This window comes from Amycolatopsis sp. M39 (genome assembly GCF_001651785.1).
Lineage (GTDB): Bacteria > Actinomycetota > Actinomycetes > Mycobacteriales > Pseudonocardiaceae > Amycolatopsis > Amycolatopsis rubida.
The window spans coordinates 200,084-218,566 of record NZ_LWSF01000016.1 but is presented as its reverse complement, the minus strand read 5'-3'; the positions used below and the strand labels follow the sequence as shown (position 1 = coordinate 218,566).

At 66.3% G+C, this 18,483-nt stretch carries 13 protein-coding genes; 4 read left to right on the top strand and 9 right to left on the bottom strand.

The window, feature by feature from the left end; all coding sequences use genetic code 11:
- Positions 1–13 precede the first annotated feature (13 nt).
- Positions 14–1,039 (top strand): zinc-binding dehydrogenase, encoded by a 1,026-nt coding sequence (locus A4R44_RS28915; RefSeq protein ID WP_067587576.1) that lies wholly within the window; start codon positions 14–16, stop codon positions 1,037–1,039.
- Positions 1,040–1,139: 100 nt separating this feature from the next.
- Here the strand turns inward: A4R44_RS28915 and A4R44_RS28910 are convergent, their stop codons facing one another.
- The 9 genes from A4R44_RS28910 to A4R44_RS28870 form a co-directional block, all read right to left on the bottom strand.
- Positions 1,140–1,874: an enoyl-CoA hydratase-related protein gene (locus A4R44_RS28910; protein WP_198545469.1), complete on the bottom strand. Its 735-nt coding sequence runs from the start codon at positions 1,872–1,874 to the stop codon at positions 1,140–1,142.
- Positions 1,875–1,954: 80 nt separating this feature from the next.
- A complete protein-coding gene (locus A4R44_RS28905) occupies positions 1,955–4,072 on the bottom strand; it encodes an acetate--CoA ligase family protein (protein WP_067587567.1) in 2,118 nt (705 codons plus the stop codon).
- A gap of 55 nt (positions 4,073–4,127) precedes the next feature.
- Positions 4,128–5,279 carry an acyl-CoA dehydrogenase family protein gene (locus A4R44_RS28900; protein WP_067587850.1) on the bottom strand — a complete coding sequence of 384 codons (1,152 nt, stop codon included), beginning with the start codon at positions 5,277–5,279 and terminating at the stop codon, positions 4,128–4,130.
- A 62-nt stretch (positions 5,280–5,341) separates the two neighbouring features.
- Entirely contained in the window at positions 5,342–6,109 is a 768-nt protein-coding gene (locus A4R44_RS28895; RefSeq protein ID WP_067587564.1) for an SDR family NAD(P)-dependent oxidoreductase, read from the bottom strand.
- A 26-nt stretch (positions 6,110–6,135) separates the two neighbouring features.
- On the bottom strand, positions 6,136–7,284 hold the full coding sequence (locus A4R44_RS28890) for an acetyl-CoA C-acyltransferase (RefSeq protein WP_067587561.1): 1,149 nt from the start codon (positions 7,282–7,284) through the stop codon (positions 6,136–6,138).
- Positions 7,285–7,332: 48 nt separating this feature from the next.
- Positions 7,333–8,796, bottom strand: a complete 1,464-nt coding sequence (locus A4R44_RS28885; protein ID WP_095213672.1) for an NAD-dependent succinate-semialdehyde dehydrogenase — start codon at positions 8,794–8,796, stop codon at positions 7,333–7,335.
- 12 nt (positions 8,797–8,808) lie between these two features.
- Positions 8,809–10,593 carry a thiamine pyrophosphate-binding protein gene (locus A4R44_RS28880; protein ID WP_067587558.1) on the bottom strand — a complete coding sequence of 595 codons (1,785 nt, stop codon included), beginning with the start codon at positions 10,591–10,593 and terminating at the stop codon, positions 8,809–8,811.
- Between the two features lie 76 nt (positions 10,594–10,669).
- Positions 10,670–12,037 carry an MmgE/PrpD family protein gene (locus tag A4R44_RS28875; RefSeq protein WP_067587555.1) on the bottom strand — a complete coding sequence of 456 codons (1,368 nt, stop codon included), beginning with the start codon at positions 12,035–12,037 and terminating at the stop codon, positions 10,670–10,672.
- Positions 12,038–12,303: 266 nt separating this feature from the next.
- Entirely contained in the window at positions 12,304–13,752 is a 1,449-nt protein-coding gene (locus A4R44_RS28870) for an MFS transporter (protein WP_095213671.1), read from the bottom strand.
- A gap of 497 nt (positions 13,753–14,249) precedes the next feature.
- Between A4R44_RS28870 and A4R44_RS28865 the strand changes: the two genes are divergently transcribed.
- From A4R44_RS28865 to A4R44_RS28855, 3 genes are all read left to right on the top strand, one after another.
- Complete coding sequence (locus A4R44_RS28865) at positions 14,250–15,002, top strand: carboxymuconolactone decarboxylase family protein (protein ID WP_067587552.1); 753 nt, start codon at positions 14,250–14,252, stop codon at positions 15,000–15,002.
- A 507-nt stretch (positions 15,003–15,509) separates the two neighbouring features.
- Positions 15,510–16,598, top strand: a complete 1,089-nt coding sequence (locus A4R44_RS28860; protein WP_157905020.1) for an ABC transporter substrate-binding protein — start codon at positions 15,510–15,512, stop codon at positions 16,596–16,598.
- A gap of 263 nt (positions 16,599–16,861) precedes the next feature.
- Complete coding sequence (locus tag A4R44_RS28855; RefSeq protein ID WP_067587546.1) at positions 16,862–18,475, top strand: iron ABC transporter permease; 1,614 nt, start codon at positions 16,862–16,864, stop codon at positions 18,473–18,475.
- Positions 18,476–18,483 lie beyond the last annotated feature (8 nt).

Here is an 18,483-nt window from a genome sequence, read left to right as displayed (position 1 = left end):
TCAGGAGGTTCCCATGCGGGGAGTAGTATTCACCGGCGACCGAGGAGTGGAACTCCGGTCGTTCCCTGACCCCGAGCCCGGGCCCGGCGAAGTCGTGGTGCGGATCCGCGCCTCGGGCATGTGCGGCAGCGATCTGCACACCTACCGTGCCCCGGCCGCGGCCGAGTCCGGTGCGTTGGTGGTCCAGGGGCACGAACCGTGCGGTGAGATTCACGCCGTCGGGCCGGGGGTGCCAGTCGAGATGGCCAAGATCGGCGACCGGGTGATGATCCATCACTACTGGGGGTGCGGCACCTGTCCCGATTGCCGGACCGGCTGGCCCCAGATGTGCTCGGTGATCGAACCGCGAGTACCCACGCTGAACGAGCACGGAGGGCACGCGGAGTTCATCAAGGTGCCCGCGCTCCAGACAATCCCGCTTCCCCCATCGCTCAGTTTCAAGGCCGGAGCCGCGATCGGATGCGGTACTGGAACGGCTTGGGGCGGTATTGAACGACTCGGCAACGTGTCGGGCCGGACACTCGTGGTCTTCGGCCAAGGGCCCGTCGGCGCGTCAGCGACCATGATCGCGGCGGCCCTCGGCGCTCGGGTGATCGCCGTCGACGTGGTGCGCCGACGCCTGGACGCCGCCGAGAAGTTCGACGCTGACACGGTCCTCGACGCGACCGCCGGCGACGTTGTGGAAGCCGTCCGGGAGTTGACGGGTGGACGCGGAGCCGAATTGGCAATCGAAACGTCTGGCGTTACCCCCGTCGCGAAGCAGGCACTCGACGTTCTCGCGCCGTGGGGCAAGGCGTGCTTCATCGGAATCGGCGCGTACGTTTCCTTCAACACGAAGGAAACTTTGCGCAGGCAGTTGACCATCCTCACTTCCTGGACCCTGTCCACCGTGCAGCAGATCCGCTGCGCCGAGTTCGTCGTGAGTCACGGTCTTCCGGTTGACGAGGTCTTCTCCCACACCTGGTCGCTCGACGACGCAGTCGCGGCATACGAGTGGTTCGACCAGCAACGCGACGGCAAAGGCGTCTTCGTGCCGTAAGACCAGGCACCCGGCGCCGACCGCTCCTCGTCCGGAAACATCCTCGCCCCCGGAGCCGAAAGGCGGCTCCGGGGGCGAGAACTGTGCAAGGGTTTGCGGTTCAGCGGCCGTGGTACTCGGGTCGGCGCTTCTCGACGAAGGCCCGCATTCCTTCTTTCTGGTCCTGGGAATCGAAGAGGATCTGGAATGCCTTGCGCTCCAGCAAAAGGGCAGTGTCGAGCGGAACGTCCGCGCCCGCCTTCACAACCTCCTTGACCGCCGCGACCGCGAGCGGCGGCATCGCGGCGATATTCGCGGCCAGCGCGGTCGCTCGCGCAAGAGCCTCTCCTTCCGGTGCCAGCTCTGAGACCAATCCGAACGTGTGCGCATCGGCCGCAGGCAAGGACTCGCCGCTGAGCAGCAAGCGCATCGTCTGGTAACGGCCGATCGTGCGCAGCAGCCGTTGCGTACCGCCGGCTCCCGGGATCACGCCGAGGCGGATCTCCGGCTGCCCGAATCGGGCCTGTTCCGACGCGACGATGATGTCGCAGCACATCGCCAGTTCGCATCCGCCGCCCAAAGCGTAGCCCTCGACGGCGGCGATCAGCGGCGTTGCGCAGCCGCGCAGGACGGTGAACATCCGGTCCGTCGCGCGCAGCGTGTGCTCAACCGGCGTCAGCGCCTGCATCTCGGCGACATCGGTTCCCGCGACGAACGCCCCGCCGGCGCCGGTGATCACGATCGCTTTGGCTTCCGGGTCGGCGTCGAGCGCCGCTACTGCGTCGGCGATCCGGTCTTTGACCTCGATATTGAGCGCATTGCGCCGACCGGGCCGATTGACCGTCACCTGGAACACTCCGTCGCCGACCTCGTCCGTCAAGACGGGGCCGGCCTTCAGCTCGGACACTTCCTTTTTCTTTGCTCGATGCTCCGCAGTCACGGTGCCTCCTGTCCTTCTCCGCCGACGATCAGCCCGTCGACCGCGATGACGCCCTCGCCAGGAGGCAGGACCAGCAGCGGGTTGATTTCTGCCTCTGCCACTGCCGGTGCCTGCACCGAACCCAACTGGGACAGCGCAACGACCGCCGCGGCAAGCGCGTCCAGGTCCCCTGGCGGAAGGCCGCGGTATCCGCGAACGACGGCTAGCCCCGTGACCTCGTCGATCATCGACTTGGCCTCGTCCAGACCGACCGGAGCGATGCGCACCGCGATGTCGTGGTAGAGCTCGGCGAGAACGCCGCCGACACCGAGGAGCACCACGGGCCCGACTTCCGGATCGCGGCGGAAGCCGAGGATCACCTCCGCGAGCCCGTGCTCCATCCGCTGGACGAGAATCCCGTCCACAACGGCGTCCGGATGAGTTTCCCCGACCCGGCGCCGAATCGTTCGGACCGCGTCGGCCAGCTCCGCGGCGTTCTGAATCCCGAGCACGACGCCGCCGGCGTCGGTCTTGTGCGGGACGTCCGACGAGAGCACCTTGGCCACGACCGGGTATTCGACCGCCTTGCCGACAGCGTCCGGCGCTGCCGCGTTCGGCAAGACAATCGCATCAGCCGTCGCGATTCCGAGCGCACCGAACAACGCCGCCGACTCGGCCTCGTTGGGCCGCCGTCCGCCCAGCGCCGCCAACTCTTCGCCGAACGCGCCGAGCCGGGCAAGATCCGGTTCGGGCGTCTCGGCCGGCGGCGTCCACCGGCTCCAAGCGCGCACGGCATCCGCGCAGGACTCCGGTGTGCGGAATCCCGCGACTCCCCCCTCCGCCAGCCGGTTCAAGCCGGCCGTGGCGTGCGGAGCGAGAAACGCCGCCAACGGCTTTCCCCGCTCCGCGGCTTTGATGATCGGTTCCACCGTGATCTCCGGCTGGAACTGCGCGGAACTGCCGGCGATCGCCAGCACCAGATCGCAATGGTCCGAAGCCGCCAGTTCCTCGACGACCGCACCGTAGACCTCCGCCTTGGTGCCAGCGTGCGTGAGGTCGGTCAGCGGACCGCGCGGGATCGCGATTCCCTTGTCTGCCAGGGCATCCACGACCGAATCGGTGGGTGCCACGACCTCGACCCCCAACGTCCCGAGGCGATCCACGACCGTAGCCGCACCACCGCCGGTCGTCGACAGAACCGCCACCCGATGCCGCGTTGCCGGTTTCCGCTTGGCCAGCAATGCGGGCAGCTCGAAGAGCGTTTCGAGGTTGTCGACCCGGAGGATTCCGTGCGCCCGGAAGAACGCGTCCGCGACCTCGTCGGCTCCGGCCAGTGCACCGGTGTGCGAAGCAGCCAGGCTGCGCCCCACGTCGGACCTGCCGAGCTTGTACGCCAGCACCGGTTTCCCCGCGGCGACGGCGCGCCGCGCCGCGGCGGCGAGCCGCTCCGAATCGCGCAGGGTTTCCAGGAACAGCAGGATCGCTCCGGTAGCGGGGTCGTCCACCAGCCAGTCGGTGAGTTCGGCGACGGTCAAGTCACTTTCGTTGCCGATCGACACCACCCGCGAAAACCCAGCGCCCCGGCCGAGGCCTCGCGAGAGCAGCCCGCCGGTCATGCTGCCGGACTGCGAGATCACCGCAAGTGGCCCTGGCTTGACGTCCAACTGCTCGATCGCGGCGTTGACCGACAAAGCGCACGACGGATTGGTGCTGAGGATGCCGCTGCAGTTCGGCCCCAGCAGCCTCACTCCGCCTTCGCGGGCCTGCGCGACCAGCTCTTCCTGCGCGCGCCTGCCCTCCGGCCCAGTCTCCGCGAAGCCGTCCGCGTAGACCGTGGCGACCGGAATCTTCCGGTCGATGCACTGCTCGATCGCTTCGGGCACGGCGGCCGCCGGGACCATGAGGAAGGCGTGGTCGATCTCGTCCGGCACCTCGGCCAGAGTCGGGTAGGCACGGTCGCCGAAGATCTCCCGCGACTTCGGGTTGACCGGCACGATCTTGCCTTGATAGCCGTGCTTGCGCAGCGCACGCTGCGGGCGGGAGGTGTGTTTGCGCTCGTCGCTCGACGCTCCGACGAGCGCGATCACACGCGGTTCGAAGAGCGCCTCGAAGACCGTGCGGTCTAGTGCGTTCACGATGTGCCTTTCCGGAAGTGGCGGCCCGTTCCCGAGGGAAGAGGCGAACTGGGCGTCAGCGCGGCGGCCGCTGGGAGAACCGGCGTCCGAATACGGACTCCGCGATGCGGTTGAGCAGCATTTCGATCGTGCCGCCGGCGATCATCCAGCCTCGGGTGCGGCGCAGGCAGTACTCCACCAGCATCTCGTCGCTGTACCCCATTCCGCCCAAGACCTGAAGCGCTTCGTTCGCGACCTCGAATCCTGCGCGGTTGCACGCGACCTTGGCGATCGCCGTCTGCTCGGCCGACGGAAAACCGGTGTCGGCGTTGACCGCGGCCCGGTACAGCAAAAGCTGAGCCGCATCGAGCTTGATCTTCATTTCCGAGAACTTCCACTGCAGCCCTTGGAACTCTGCCAGTGGCCGGCCGAACTGCTCACGCACCAGCGCGTGCTCGCGCGCCAGGTCGAAGGAGTACCGGCCGAGCGCGATCGCCCGGGCGCTGTTGCCGATCCGCTCGACGTTGAAACCGCTCATCTGCTTCTTGAAACCGCCCGGACCCAGCAGCACGTTCTCCGCCGGGACGAAGACGTTGTCGAAGTAGATCGGGTTCCAGTCTTCGCCGCCGAGGAAGGTGGCAGGCTTGCCGAAGCTCAGCCCTTCGGCGCCCCGTTCCACCAGGACCGAGCCGATCCCGTCCGCACCAGGACCGAACCGCACGTAGACAAGGAAGACCGACGCGTGCAGACCGTGCGTGGTGAAGATCTTGCTGCCGTTGATCCGGTACCCGGAGCCGTCCGGGCTCGCCGTGGTGGTCAGGTCCGTGACAGCAGATCCCGCGTCCGGCTCGGTCATGGCCACGCAGATCAGACCGGATCCGTCCAGCAGCGGCGCGAGATAGCGCTCCTTTTGTTCCGGGGTCGCGAAGTTCGCGAGCACCCGCAGCGCGCCGAAGTTGCCCGCCTGGACGACGTCAGCGCTACGGGGGCAGGCCGCGGCGACCTCCTGGATCGCGATCACCGCGTCCATGAGCGACCCGCCGCCCCCGCCGTCTTTCTCGTCCACTGTAATGCCGAGCAGCCCGTTGGCTGCCATCTTCTTCGCGACGTCCCACGGGTAGTCGCTGCTGTGCGCACGTTCCAGCGCGCCCGGCGCGAGCTCTCGCTGTGCGAACGCGCGAACCGTGTCGCGGAAGAACGTCTGCTCCGACGACAACTCGAAGTCCACGCGCTTCTCCTTTTTCTCGGTGTCGAACAGGACGGGAAAGGCGGTCCCGGGACCGCCGGGATTCACCGGGGCGGCATCCGGATGGCGCCGTCGAGGCGCACGGTGTCTCCGTTGAGGTACCGGTTTTCCAGCATCGCCACGGCGAGGTGGGCGTAGTCGTCCGGGTCGCCGAGACGCTTGGGGTGCGGGACCGCGGCGGCGAGCTGGTCGCGGATGTCGGACCGCAAGCGGGCCAGCATCGGGGTGTCGAAAGTGCCCGGCGCGATCGTGTTCACCCGGATGCCCCGGCTCGCGAGATCCCGCGCCGCGACGAGGGTGAGCCCGTGGACAGCGGCCTTCGACGAGGCGTAGGACGCCTGGCCGATCTGGCCGTCGAACGCGGCGACCGACGCCGTGAGCACGATCGCGCCGCGGTCGTCGCCGAGGTGTTCGTTGGCGCTCATCCGGGCAGCGCTGAGGCGCAGGACGTTGTAGGTCCCGAACAGGTTGATCCGTACGACATTCTGGAAGCTGTCGAAGTCGCCGGGCTTTCCGTCCCGGTCGACGATGCGCAGCCGGTCTCCCCCGCGACCAGCGCAATGCACGACCGCCCGGAGCGGACCGTGGCGTTCGGCGAGATCTAGCGCTCCGTTGACCTGGTCCTCGTCGAGGATGTCCGCCGCGGCGAACGCGGCCCGCTCCCCCAGCTTCTCGGCCGCCTCCGGGCCCGGGGACGACTCGAGATCCAGCAGGACAACGTGCGCTCCGCGCTCCACGAGCCGGGCCGCGGTGGCGAACCCCAGTCCGGATGCGCCGCCGGTGACCAGCGTCGAGGTTCCTTCTAGCTGCATTGCGTTTCTCCTGAATGTGTTGCCCGTCAGCGATCGGCGACGAGTTCGACCAGGGTTGCGTTGGCAGTGCCGCCGGCCTCGCAGATCGTTTGCAGGCCATAGCGGATCCCGTTGTCGCGCATGTGGTGGATCATGCGAGTCATCAGGATCGCTCCCGAGGCGCCGAGCGGGTGACCGACCGCGATCGCACCGCCGAGCGGGTTGAGCCGCGCCGGATCCGCCCCGGTCTCCGCGAGCCACGCCACCGGCACCGTCGCGAAGGCTTCGTTGACCTCGTAGACGCCGATCTCGTCCAGCGAAACCCCGCTGCGCTGGAGCAGCTTCCGCGTCGCGGGGATGGGTGCGGACAAGACCATGACTGGGTCGTCGGCCGCGACCACCCCGGTGTGCAAGCGCACCAGCGGGGTCAGTCCGAGCTCACGGGCTTTCTCGGGAGTAGTCACGACGACCGCAGCAGCGCCATCGGAAATTTGTGAAGCGTTGCCCGCGGTCACAACTCCGTCTTCCTGGAATGCGGGCGAGAGAGCGGCCAGCTTCTCCAAAGTGCTGTCGCGGCGAATTCCCTCGTCCGCTCGCAACTCGGGAACCGCCGGCAACGGAGCGAGCTGGCGGTTGAACGCGCCCGCATCTGTCGCCGCGGCCGCCTTTTCGTGTGACGCGAGCGAAAACTCGTCGATGTCGCGGCGGCTGAGCGACCAGCGAACCGCCATCTGCTCGGCGCCCGGGCCTTGTTCGAAATTGCTGTCCGGGTATCGCTCCCGCATCCCCGGTCCGTAGGGTTCGCCGACCGCGCGCGTCGCGCCGAGCGGGACCCGTGTCATCGACTCGACCCCTCCGGCGACCGCCAGGTCATAGCGACCCGACATCACTCCCATCGCCGCGAATTCGATGGCCTGATGGCTCGACCCGCACGCGCGGTTGATCGTGACTCCGGGGACGGATTCCGGCCAGCCCGCTGCCAGGACCGCGAATCGGCCGACGTTGCCGGACTGGTCTCCCAGCTGCGTGACGCAACCCCACAGCACGTCGTCGACGTCGGCTGGGGTCAGCCCGGTCCGTTCCAGAACGGCATTCAGCACATGGGCTGAGAGGTCGACCGGATGGACGTCGGCCAGAGCGCCCTTGCGGCGCCCGATCGGCGTCCGGACGGCTTCACAGATGACGGCTTCGCGCACCGTTTCGCTCCCTGGTTTCCTTGGCGCTGCTCGTTCGGCGGCATCCGGTCAGAGCCCGCCCATGCAGATGTACTTGACCTCGAGGTAGTCCTCGATGCCGTAGTGCGACCCTTCGCGACCGACTCCGGACTCCTTGATGCCGCCGAACGGAACGGCCTCGTTGGCCATCAGCCCGACATTGATCCCGACCATGCCCGTCTCGATCGCCTCCGCGATCCGCCACACCCGGCCGATGTCCCGGCTGTACACGTATGCCGCGAGCCCGTACTCGGTGTCGTTGGCTGCCTCGACCAGTTCGGCCTCGTCGCTGAAGCGGAACAGGGGGGCAAGCGGGCCGAACGTCTCCTCGCGGGAAACCATCGCATCGCGAGGCACGTCGGTGAGCACAGTCGGCTCGAAGAACGACCCGCCGAACTCGTGCCGTCGCCCGCCGACAAGGACCCGGGCACCCTTCTCGACGGCGTCGAAGATGTGCTCCTCGACCTTCCCTACGGCCTCCGCTCCGATCAGCGGGCCTACCGTGGTTTCTGGATCGGTACCGTCGCCGACCTTCAGCGCCCGCACCCTCTCAGCCAGTTTTCGCGCGAACTCGTCGTAAACGGCGTCGTGGACGTAGAAGCGGTTCGCGCCGACGCACGCCTGCCCGGTATTGCGGAACTTCGAGGCCACCGCACCCTCGACGGCGGCCTCGACATCTGCGTCGTCGAAGACGATGAACGGGGCGTTGCCGCCCAGTTCCAGGGCGAGCTTCTTGACGGTGCTGGAACTCTGCCGCATCAGAATGCGGCCGACCCGGGTCGACCCGGTGAAGGAAAGCTTGCGCACCACCGGATTCGTCGTCAGCTCCAGCCCCATTTCGTGGGCGTCCCCGGTGACCACGTTGAGCACGCCGTCCGGAATTCCCGCCCGCGAAGCCAGTTCCGCCAGCGCCAGGGCGGAGTACGGAGTCTCGGTGGCAGGCCGGATCACCATGGTGCAGCCGGCCGCCAGAGCGGCCGCGGCCTTGCGCGTGATGATCGTGTTCGGGAAGTTCCACGGCGTGATCGCAGCGCAGACGCCCACTGGCTGCTTGATCACGACCACGCGGCGGTCGCGCGCCGGGGCGGGAATCGTCTCCCCGTACGCCCGGCGCGCTTCCTCCGCGAACCATTCGATGAACTGCGCGCCGCTCACAACCTCAGCCAGGGCCTCCCGGTAGGGCTTGCCCTGCTCCGCAGTCAGCAACCGTGCAAGATCCTCCTGGTTGTCGATGACGAGATCGAACCAGCGCCGCAGCAGCCGGCTGCGTTCCTTGGCCAGCAGAGACCGCCACGCGGGCAACGACGCCTCTGCAGCCTCCACCGCTCGGCGTGCCTCGACCGCACGACCGTAGGGCACGGTTCCGATCTCGGCACCGGTCGCGGGGTTGAGCACCGAAACCGTCTCGCCCGAGTCCGCCGCGATCCACTTTCCGCCTATGCGGCACAAATCGCGATGGAGCGTCGGATCCTTCAGCGCCAGTTCGCTCGCCATCTGTTCAGTTCCTCACTTGTGGCCAGCGTCGGCGTCGTCCAGCGGACCTGGCTTCCAGGTCGCGTTGTAGTCGGCCGGATACGGGTACCAGATCGCCCGGTACTGCGGCGTTTCCAGCTCAGTGTCGACGCTGATGACCGTCGGTTTGCGGCTGTCGATCGCCTCTTCCAACGCGGGCTTGAAGTCCGCGGCCTTGCTGACTCGCACCGCCTGCGCACCCATTGCCGTGGACATGCCGACGTAGTCCGGGCCCCACAGCTCCTGCTCGCCCTCGATGCGGTAGTCGCACATCGATTCGCGGCCGTAGAGCTTGAGCATCGTCTCGCGCTCGATCTGCAGCGACCGGTTGTCCATGACGACCCAGACGATCGGCAGGTTCAGTTCCACCGCCGTCGGCACCACCGTGGCTCGCATGAGGTATGCGCCGTCACCGAGCAGCGCGACGGCGGGGCCGCGCCCGCTGGCGAGACTCGCTCCCAGCACTGACGCGGCACTCCACCCCATCCGGTGCATGAAGCCGCTGTGCACCACATGCCGTGACGACGCGGGCAGGAACGACGGGCCGAAGCTGAGCATGTTGCCGGTGTCGAAGTGAATCGACGCGTCCGGGCACTTTTCCGCTACGACCGCAGCGGTGTCCGTGGTGACGCGCGCGTAATGCAGTGGCGCGATGTCCGAAGTGCGCATCTCCGACGTGTCGGCAAGCCACTTGGAGCGCACGCCGTCGAGCTCCGCCGTCCACGCCGTCCGCTCCGTGATTCCGGCTTCCCGGGCCGCAGCTGTCAGCGCCTCAAGACCCAGCCGAGCATCGGAGGTCAGGGCTACCGCGGTCGGGTAAGCCCGGCCCAGCTCGGTCGGATCGATGTCGATGTGGATGAGCTTGGTGGCATTCGGGATGTCGAACAGCGTCCAAGCACCGGTGTCGATGTCGGTGAAGTGCGTCCCGACGCCGATGACAACGTCCGCCCGGCGGGCGCCGTGGTTGCCCTGGCCCGTCCCGGCTCGGCCGATGCAGCCGAGGGACAGCCGATGGTCTTCCGGAAAGGCGGCTTTGCCGGTGGGGGTCACGGCAACCGGAATCCCTGTCGCCTCCGCGAACTCGAACAACGCGTCGTAGGCACCCGAGTTGGCGATGCCGCTGCCGACGACGACGTAGGGTCGCTCGGCGCTCTTCAGCAGTTCGATCGCCTCGCTGACGCCCTGCGGGTCCGGAGCCGGCCGGTGCGAAACCATGTACGGCGTCGGGTCGGGCAGGTCGTCCGGAATCAGGGTGTTCTGGATGTCGAAGGGCAGGGCCATGACAACGGGGCCAGGACGCCCGGAATGGGCGGTCTGATAGGCCCGCAGGAAGGTCTCGAGCACGGTGTCCGGCCGGATCGCCGTGAACGCCTTCTTGCTGATCGGTTTGAGGATCGCGACCCAGTCCTCGGGCCCCTGGCGGTAGAACTCTTCGATGCCGCCGCGGTCGAACCAATGGGTCGCGCCGACCCCAGCGAGCACCAGCATCCCGATGGACTCGTAGTACGCCGTCGCGATCGGCGGCACCGCGTTCATGTTCCCCGGACCCACGCTGGTCGTGACGATCGGCAGCGGCGCGCCGCGCTTGCGCCGCCAATAGCCGTCGGCGAGCTCCACCGCGTGGTCTTCACTGCGCACCGCGACGCTCTGAATCTTCGTCTCGTGGACCAAAGCGTCCAGGAGTGCCCAGTTTCCGTGGCCGTTGAGTCCAAACGCGACCTCGGTGCCCATCTGTTCGAGCAGGCGGGCGATCGCCTGCGCGACCGTGATCTGTCCCATGCCTCTTCCTTGAGTGTGATCGNTGTGATCGTGCCTGCCCGCGCAGAGCAGCCACTGTGTTGGTGACGAAACCGGGTCAGTCCCGGAAAATGCCGGTGACCGTGGGGATTTCCGCCGCGGACGAGAGCGAGTCGATCTTCTGGAGCGCGTCGAACAGCTCGCGGGCCTCTGCTTCGTCGTGGGTTTTGACAGTGCACTCGCGGAATTTGTCCCACAGCTGTTCGACTGTCAGCGGATCGCTCGCGTGGCCCGGGACCGAAGTGATCGGCCCGCTTTCGAGCACCTCTCCGTTCTTCAGCGTCATCGTGACGCTTTCCGAAGGCGAGAAAACCGGGTCGCGCTCGTCGACCTCGTCGACCGGGACCAGCGTGACCTTCGGGTAAAAGGCCTGCATCTCCGGACGCTGAACCACCTCGTCGGCCAGTTCCGGGACGCCCATCTTCCCGAGCAGCACCGCAGCGGCGATCCCGAACTGGCCGCTGAATTCCGCTTCCCAGCGCGTCTGCGGACGCTCGTAGACCAGGCAGGTCACCTGGCCGCGCCCCATGTGCACCTCCACCGACTCGACTTCCTCCGGCTGCACCGGACGATCGGCCAGCATCCGCACCGTCGCGTTGAAGGACCGGTGCAGGAAGTAGCAGGTCGGGTGGAGTTTGATCAGCAGCTTGTGCTTAGGCAGATACCACTCCTTGCCCAGCTTCGAGGGCGAGGTCAAATCCGGGGTGCGCGACGTCGAGAACGCCATGAGGAAGCCTTGCGGATTCTCGACGGCGTCCGGTCCCGCCGACATCCCGGCGGCCGCAAGGCGGGCAGCGACGAGACCGTTGCGGGCTGCCATTCCCGCGTGGTAGCCCTTCATCATCGAGCCGAAGTTCGAGAACAGGCCGCCGGCATGGCTGCCCGCGATGGCCACCGCAGTCGCGGCCCGCTCGGCAGGCAGGCGGTGCAGAACCGCGCCCGCCGCGGCAGCTGCCATCGCCCCGAACACTGAAGTCGGGTGCCAGCCTTTGCTGTGGTACTCCCGATCGCGGCGCCAGAGTTCGCACCAGACCTCATAGCCCGCGACGAAGGCGGTCGCCATCTCCGCGCCGGTCGAGCCAAGCACTTCCGCCTCGGCCAAGATCGCCGGAACGAGCACCGCGCTGGGGTGGCCGGACATCGACTGGTCGTCGTAGTCCAGCGAATGAGCGATCGCCCCGCCGAGGAGCGCCGCTTCGGGCGCGCCCGCTTTCCTGCCGGACAGGCATGCGCGGGCTTCCGCGACACCGGCCGGCTCGACGAGAGTGCGTCGAACGATTTCGGTCACCGGCTGGTCGATCCCGACCATGATCACTGCGGCCGTGTCGGTGAAAGCGTTGCGCACCATCGGGAGCACGTCCGGCGGAAGGTCCTCGTACTTGATGTCAGCGAGGAAGCGCCCCACCTCGGCGGTCAAAGACTCCATGAACTGCCCCTATCGACGAGTGATGACGAACTTGGCGGCCGGGTTCCGGCGGCGGGACCTACAGCCATCCGTTCGTTATTTCGTACCGCCATCCATATTTAGCTACGAAGGGACTGTACGAAGATGACGCGGCCGAGTCAAGAACCACTCAGGTGCCGCAGGTCACGAGCACCCCAACGTCGACAACACAGAAACGGCGCCACCATCCGCATGACGAAGGGTCGGGCAACACCTGCGGACCGGACGTCGATCGCTCCGTCCGCGTTTCATCTCGGCTCGGCTCGTGCCAACCGCTGCGGCGCCAAGCTTTTCGCACCGAGCGAGACGGCAAGGAGAACGAACCCGATCGCCATGAGCGCCCAGCCCTGCCGTTCGAACCCGGCATCGCTCGGGTGGCCGCGGGTCAGCACTTCCAGCAGAACGGCCGCGAAATTGGCCCCGATGTACTGCGCTGTCCGATAGAGCCCCATCGCGGTACCGATTTCGCCGTCCGGGGTGACCAGGTCGATGACTGCCTGATTGCCGATGTTGTTGAAACCGCTGGGAATTCCGGCCAGCACCGCGAGCACGAGCACCAGCCAGAGACCGTTCGCGCCAGCCGCGAGCGCGATGACTCCCCCGCCGACGATCATCGCCGTCGTCCCCCACGCCAGCGCGCGCCGGGGTCCCGCCGACCGGCAAATCCAGCTGCCGACCGGGGTGCACACGACTCCCACCGCGGCGAGCGGCAGCATGACCAGTCCCGCTTCGGCCGCGCTGTAGCCACGGGAAAACTGCAGCCACTGCGGAATCCCGTAAAAGATCGAGTAGAACGCTGTGTACGTCAGCAAAGTTCGCAGCATGGTCCCGGAGAGCGCACGATTTCGCCGCAGTGCCGAGACGTCCAGAAACGGCTCGATTCTGCCGCGTTCCCACAACACCAGCACCACCGCACACACCGCGGCGACACCGAGAAGGATCCAATGCGGACTCTTCGCGACCGAGAGCAGAAAGAGCATCAGGGGCACGACGGACCCGAGAAAGAGCGCAAGCCCCGGAAGGTCGAGCAGAGCCACGACTCCGCGTTCGCGGGCCGTGCCAGGCTCGTCGCGATCGACCCAAAACAGCACCATCGCGGCACTGACCGCTACCGCCGGGACGTTGACCCACATCACCGCATGCCACCCGAAGGCACCGACGAGCAAGCCACCGAGCGTAGGTCCGACCGTCGCTGTGACCTGCGAACTCATGACGAGCAGCCCGAGCGCGCCACCCTTGCTCGCGTCCGCGCGCTTTGCGTAACGACGAATGAGGGCGACGGCGTTGGGATACTGAGCGGCGGCCCCGAGGCCGACGACCACCCGGGAGACCACGACCCACGCCAAACTCGGTGCGAGCAGTCCTGCGACCGAGCCGGCGAGGATGGTCGCAAGACCCGCGAGATAGACGCGCCGCGGCCCGAGCAAGGCTCCCAGGCGACCCGAGATCGGCGCGGCGACCGCGGTAGCGACATACATAGCCGAGATGACCCACGGCATCAGGTCCGACTGGCCGAACTCCAGCGTCAGGCTGGTGATCGCGAGCGAGATCATCGAACTGTTGACCGGCTGCAGCAGCGTCCCCGACGCGATTGCGCCAGTAGTGCTCCACGACATCAAGGTGCGCGGAGCGCGGGTCGTCGAATCAGCCACGACCGCCGCCAGTGCGTCCCGCGGACCAGCCAGCAAGGAATCCACTCATCCGGGCGCTATCAGGCGAATCTCTCGCTGCACCGCCTGCTCCGGTCACGCTGCGGGAGAAAGGATCTTGCGGCACGCGTCGGGTGCACTGTCCGAGGTCGTGGCGCAATCGCTCGATCCGCGCGTCCACAGAGCGTTCCCTTCCCGTGAAGAAGCAGGGCGCTCGCACCAATCAGGACATCATCGACACGGCCACGATTTCGCAGGCAGACAACCACCTGGACCGTCTGGAACCCTGTACCGCGCGGGCTGCGCCGAGGTCCGTTGCATGTTTGATGCGTACGTAATACTGTACAGAGGTACGTCATACTACACGCATCTACCATACCCGCGGCATCGTCGAGCTCTGGTCCGAGCTGCGATCACGACGTTGACGAGATCCCTGCGTCCCAGTGTCCGCGCCAGTGCGGCCGGATCACGGGACGCGCGGGCCCACTTCCGCACGGCGATGCATGACCGTTTCACCAAGCACGGCACACAATCGGAGCAGCCACATGATCGTCAACGACGGCAAGGACAATGATCTCGATACTTTCGCCGGCCTCATCGCCGACGACGAAGTGGTCGCCTGCCTGCGCGACACGTCCGCGGGGTCTTTTGAGGCAGCAGCCAGCTTCTGGAGCGTCTCGAACAGCACCGCACATCTGACCGCCCGCATGCGAGAACTGATCCTCCTCGCCATGCACGCGACGTCCACCGCGCTCAACGTCGACGCCATCGGCCGCCACCTCCGCCGGGCACGCGCGGCTGGTGCCAGCGACCAGGACATCGTCGACGTACTGATCACCATTGTCGCGGTCGCCAACCACGCGCTCTACGCCGCCATCCCGATCCTGGAAGAAGAGGCCGAGCGCGCTGGCGCCACCGGAACCAGCGACCCTTCGCTCGACGCGGCTTTCGAAGCGGCGAAGCAAGACTTCATCTCGTCACGGGGCTTCTGGAATCCCGACCGTGAGTTGCTGGCACGCCTGATGCCCGAGTACTTCGATGCGCTGAACGGAGTCTCGACGGAGTCCTGGAAGAACGGATCTCTCACCGCCAAGGAACGCGAATTCGTCTGCATCGGCATCGACTGCACGGTGACCCACAGTTTCCCGCAGGGACTGCGCGCACATATCAGGAACGCGCTCGGGCACGGCGCGAACACCCAGGAGATCCTCCAGATTTTCCAGCTCGCCGCCACGATGGGCCTCGAAGGCTACCTCCTGGCAGGGCGTGCGATGACCAAGCATCCGGCTCGAGCCTGACACTTCCGCGGTACAGATCCCCCGCACCGCCGACCAGCCAGACGGCCAGCGTCTTCGTGCTGAGGCACCGAACGAGTCGCCCGCCGACACCACCTCGGAAGAAATTCTCGCCACGGCTTCCGAACCGGCCCGAAATACACGAACGACTTCCGCAACGGCATCGCGAGCACTCAGCGCGCGATATTTCCACCGAACCAGCTCGCCTCGCCATGCCGTTCGATGGCGCCACACCTGCGCCGATCGGCAGCCAACTTCCGCTCCCCGCCTCGGATTACCCCCGAGTTACCGCACTCAGGTGCCGCCGACATGGCACTGACCTGCTCATACGCCGCAGTATGCGCCTGTTGCACGGCAGCGGGAGGCGTGCCGGAACCCCGCCGAACATGCGGGCCGGACACACCCTTGACCCCGGAAGCTGTACAGCTTACTGTACCTGCATCCGTATTTACGTGCGTCACACGCTCGGTGGCGACGCCGACGCCTCTTGCAACGATGCGAGGAGATTTCATGTATTCATTCGTCGGAAGGCGCCGCGGGCGGCGATTGCGGATCCCCGCCCTCCTTCTCGCCGCAGCGCTGGGATTGTCCGCATGCGGCGGTTCGAGCACAGCCGCAGACGTACCGTCCGGCCCGCCGGTCATGGCAAACGAATCATCCTGGAATTCGACGGTCACCAAGGCGAACGGCGAACACCAACTGGTGATCTACTGGTCCATGGGAACCGAGCAGAACGTGCCGAACTTTATCGCCGCGTTCAAGAAGAAATATCCGGACATCAAGGTGAAGATCGTATTCCAGGCGACCGGCGACCTGGTCAATCGCCTCGACCAGGAGATGTCCGCGAACGTGCAAGGCGCCGACGTCGTCGTCCACGCGTCGCCCGCTTGGTTCTCGGACCAGTTCTCGGCAAATCACCTTGCGGCACTTCAAGTAAGCCCGGAGAACCAGGCTGCGGGGTGGCAGAAAATGCTCAACAACAAGAGCTTTGCAACCTGGTGGGGATTTGCGTACGTCCTCGGGTATCGCACCGCGCAACCGAAGCCGCCGACCAATCTGAAAGCGCTGCTGGACAGCAACCCCAAAGCACGCATCGGGCTGGTCGATCCCCACGCTTCCCAGGCATCCGGGAATGTGTACGAAACACTTCCAAAGAGATACGGCGACGGAATTCTTGATCAGCTGGCGAAATCGAACTACACGATCGAAGGCAGCAACTCGCAGCTGTCGCAGGCACTGGCGGCGGGTTCGGTCGACTACGCCTACCCAGACCAGATCAACACGACTGCACCGCTGATCGCCAAGGGCGCCCCGCTGGGCCAGATCGTCACGAACCAGGCGGTTGCCGGTGCTTACTACAACGTTGGGGTAGTGCGCAACGCTCCCGACCCCAACGCCGCACAGGTCTTTGCCAACTTCGCCATGAGCAAGGACGGGCAGGCCGCAGTCGCGAAGGACAACTCGCCGGCGGCAACAGTCCCGAGCAGCCTGCCCGGAGCCATTCCGTGGGGAACTGTCAAAGCTTACAACCCGGCCGACTGGACCTCGGACAAATGGAACGCGTGGATCGCGAAGTACTGGACTCCGCGGTTCAAGTAAAACGCAGCCGACTGGTGAGGGCGGACTCTTCCCGGGTCCGCCCTCACCGCAAAGCGACCACGACGAACGGCAGCGGAACTCCTTGCTAGGCCCCAGTGCCGCCCCTACCAACCCGGGCGACCTCCACCAGGTTGCCGCAACAGAGGTGCGATGTGTCAACCGTCATGGAACATCGAACTGACGAGGATCCCCCCGTCAAACCGCAACGGACCCGGTCCCGAGGGACGAAGTTAGGAATCTCCGGCACTTGGGTCGCATATGCGGTGCTGCTCGGTGCCGCCATCGCCGTTCCGGTGGTCATTTTCTTCGCCCGCGCTTTCTCCGACGGCGGCTCCGGGCTGACCCGCCTGGGCCGGATCCCCGATCTGGGAAAAATTCTCTGGACTACGGTCTTGCTGGCGATCGGCGGCACCGCGATCGGCGCAGTGATCGCCGTCTTCCTGGCCGTCGTCGCGACGCGGGTGCCGGCCCGGCTGCGAGGAGTGGCTTCCGTCATTCCCTTGTTGCCCCTCGTCATCCCGCCAGTCGCGTTCGTGTACGGCTGGATCTTCATCCTTGACCCGAAAGTGGGCTACGCGAACGTCCTGCTCCGAAAACTTCCCTTCCTCCAGGGTGATTCGGGCCCGATCAACATCTACTCGACGGCCGGAATCCTGTTCGTGACCTCGCTGGAGGTCTCCGCCATCATCTTCGCGTTCGTGCACGCCCGCCTTCGCGAGATCAACGGATCCGTCGAAGGTGCAGCGAGAGTCTCCGGAGCCTCGCCGACCCGCACGTTCTGGACGATCACCTTCCCTCTTCTCCGGCCTTCCTTGGTCGGCGGACTCGTCGTTACGTTCTTGATCCAGCTCGGACAGTTCACCGCACCGCTCTTCCTTGGCGTGCGCGGAAACATCGAGGTCATCACGACCGAAATCTTCCGGCTTCGCGAGCAGTACCCCATCGACTATCCGCTCACTGCCGCGCTGGGCCTGCCCCTTCTGGTCTTCGGCATCGTCGCCATCCTGGTGCAGCGATCCGTGGTCGGCGATCAGCGGAAGTACATCACCACCAGCACCGGCCGCGGGGTGGACAAGAGGAGGTCCTGGCCGGCCGGAACCATTGTGGTCGGCTACGGCATCCTTGTCGTCGGCCTGCCGATCGCAGCGATCGCACTGGTCGCGTTTTCGCCGTTCTGGAACGGGGACCTGGGCAACCTCACGTTCTCCACCGAGAACTTCACGACGGCGTTCGACGATCCGTTCCTGCCCCAGTCCATCATCAACGGACTGGAGTCGTCGTTGATCGCCGCCCTGATCGTCCTCGCGCTCGGGTTCGTCGGAGCTTTGGCACTCAGCGGCGTCGTCCGGGCACCGGGCCCGGTGAAACGGGCGTTGGACTTCATCTTCATCGCCCCGCTGGCCATCCCCCGTGCGTTGCTCGGCATGGTGGTGCTGTTCGTCTTCATCAGGCCGCCGTTCTCTCTCTACGGCACGCTCGCGCTCTACGTCATCGGCTACATTTTCGTGGCGCTGCCGTTTTCGATGAGGTCCCAGTACTCCAGTTTGATCGGCGTGCCGTTCTCCTTGTTCGAAGCTGCCCGGGTCTGCGGATCGGGACCGTTCCGGACGATTGTCGGCATCGCCCTCCCGGTCGCATTCCGAGGCATGCTCGCTGCGTTCACCCTCGCGTTTTCCATGCTGGTGAACGAGGTGGCGGTCTCTCTGATGGTCCAAGCACCCGGGAAGCAGGTAGTAGGCACCCTGCTGTACAGCCTTCAGCAGGGCGGCGAGGTTCCCGAGATCGCGGTGCTCGCACTTATCATGACTGCGATCACCGCAATCGTATTGACGCTCACCCTTTCCCTCGGCGGTCGATCATCCCTGGAGAACCTGTGACAACCGCG

Excerpts from the sequence above, each read along its gene's own strand:
- A4R44_RS28915 (WP_067587576.1), top strand. The coding sequence starts at position 14 with ATGCGGGGAGTAGTATTCACCGGCGACCGAGGAGTGGAACTCCGGTCG.
- A4R44_RS28895 (WP_067587564.1), bottom strand. The coding sequence starts at position 6,109 with ATGCAGCTAGAAGGAACCTCGACGCTGGTCACCGGCGGCGCATCCGGA.
- A4R44_RS28885 (WP_095213672.1), bottom strand. The coding sequence starts at position 8,796 with ATGGCGAGCGAACTGGCGCTGAAGGATCCGACGCTCCATCGCGATTTG.
- A4R44_RS28880 (WP_067587558.1), bottom strand. The coding sequence starts at position 10,593 with ATGGGACAGATCACGGTCGCGCAGGCGATCGCCCGCCTGCTCGAACAG.
- A4R44_RS28875 (WP_067587555.1), bottom strand. The coding sequence starts at position 12,037 with ATGGAGTCTTTGACCGCCGAGGTGGGGCGCTTCCTCGCTGACATCAAG.
- A4R44_RS28865 (WP_067587552.1), top strand. The coding sequence starts at position 14,250 with ATGATCGTCAACGACGGCAAGGACAATGATCTCGATACTTTCGCCGGC.
- A4R44_RS28860 (WP_157905020.1), top strand. The coding sequence starts at position 15,510 with ATGTATTCATTCGTCGGAAGGCGCCGCGGGCGGCGATTGCGGATCCCC.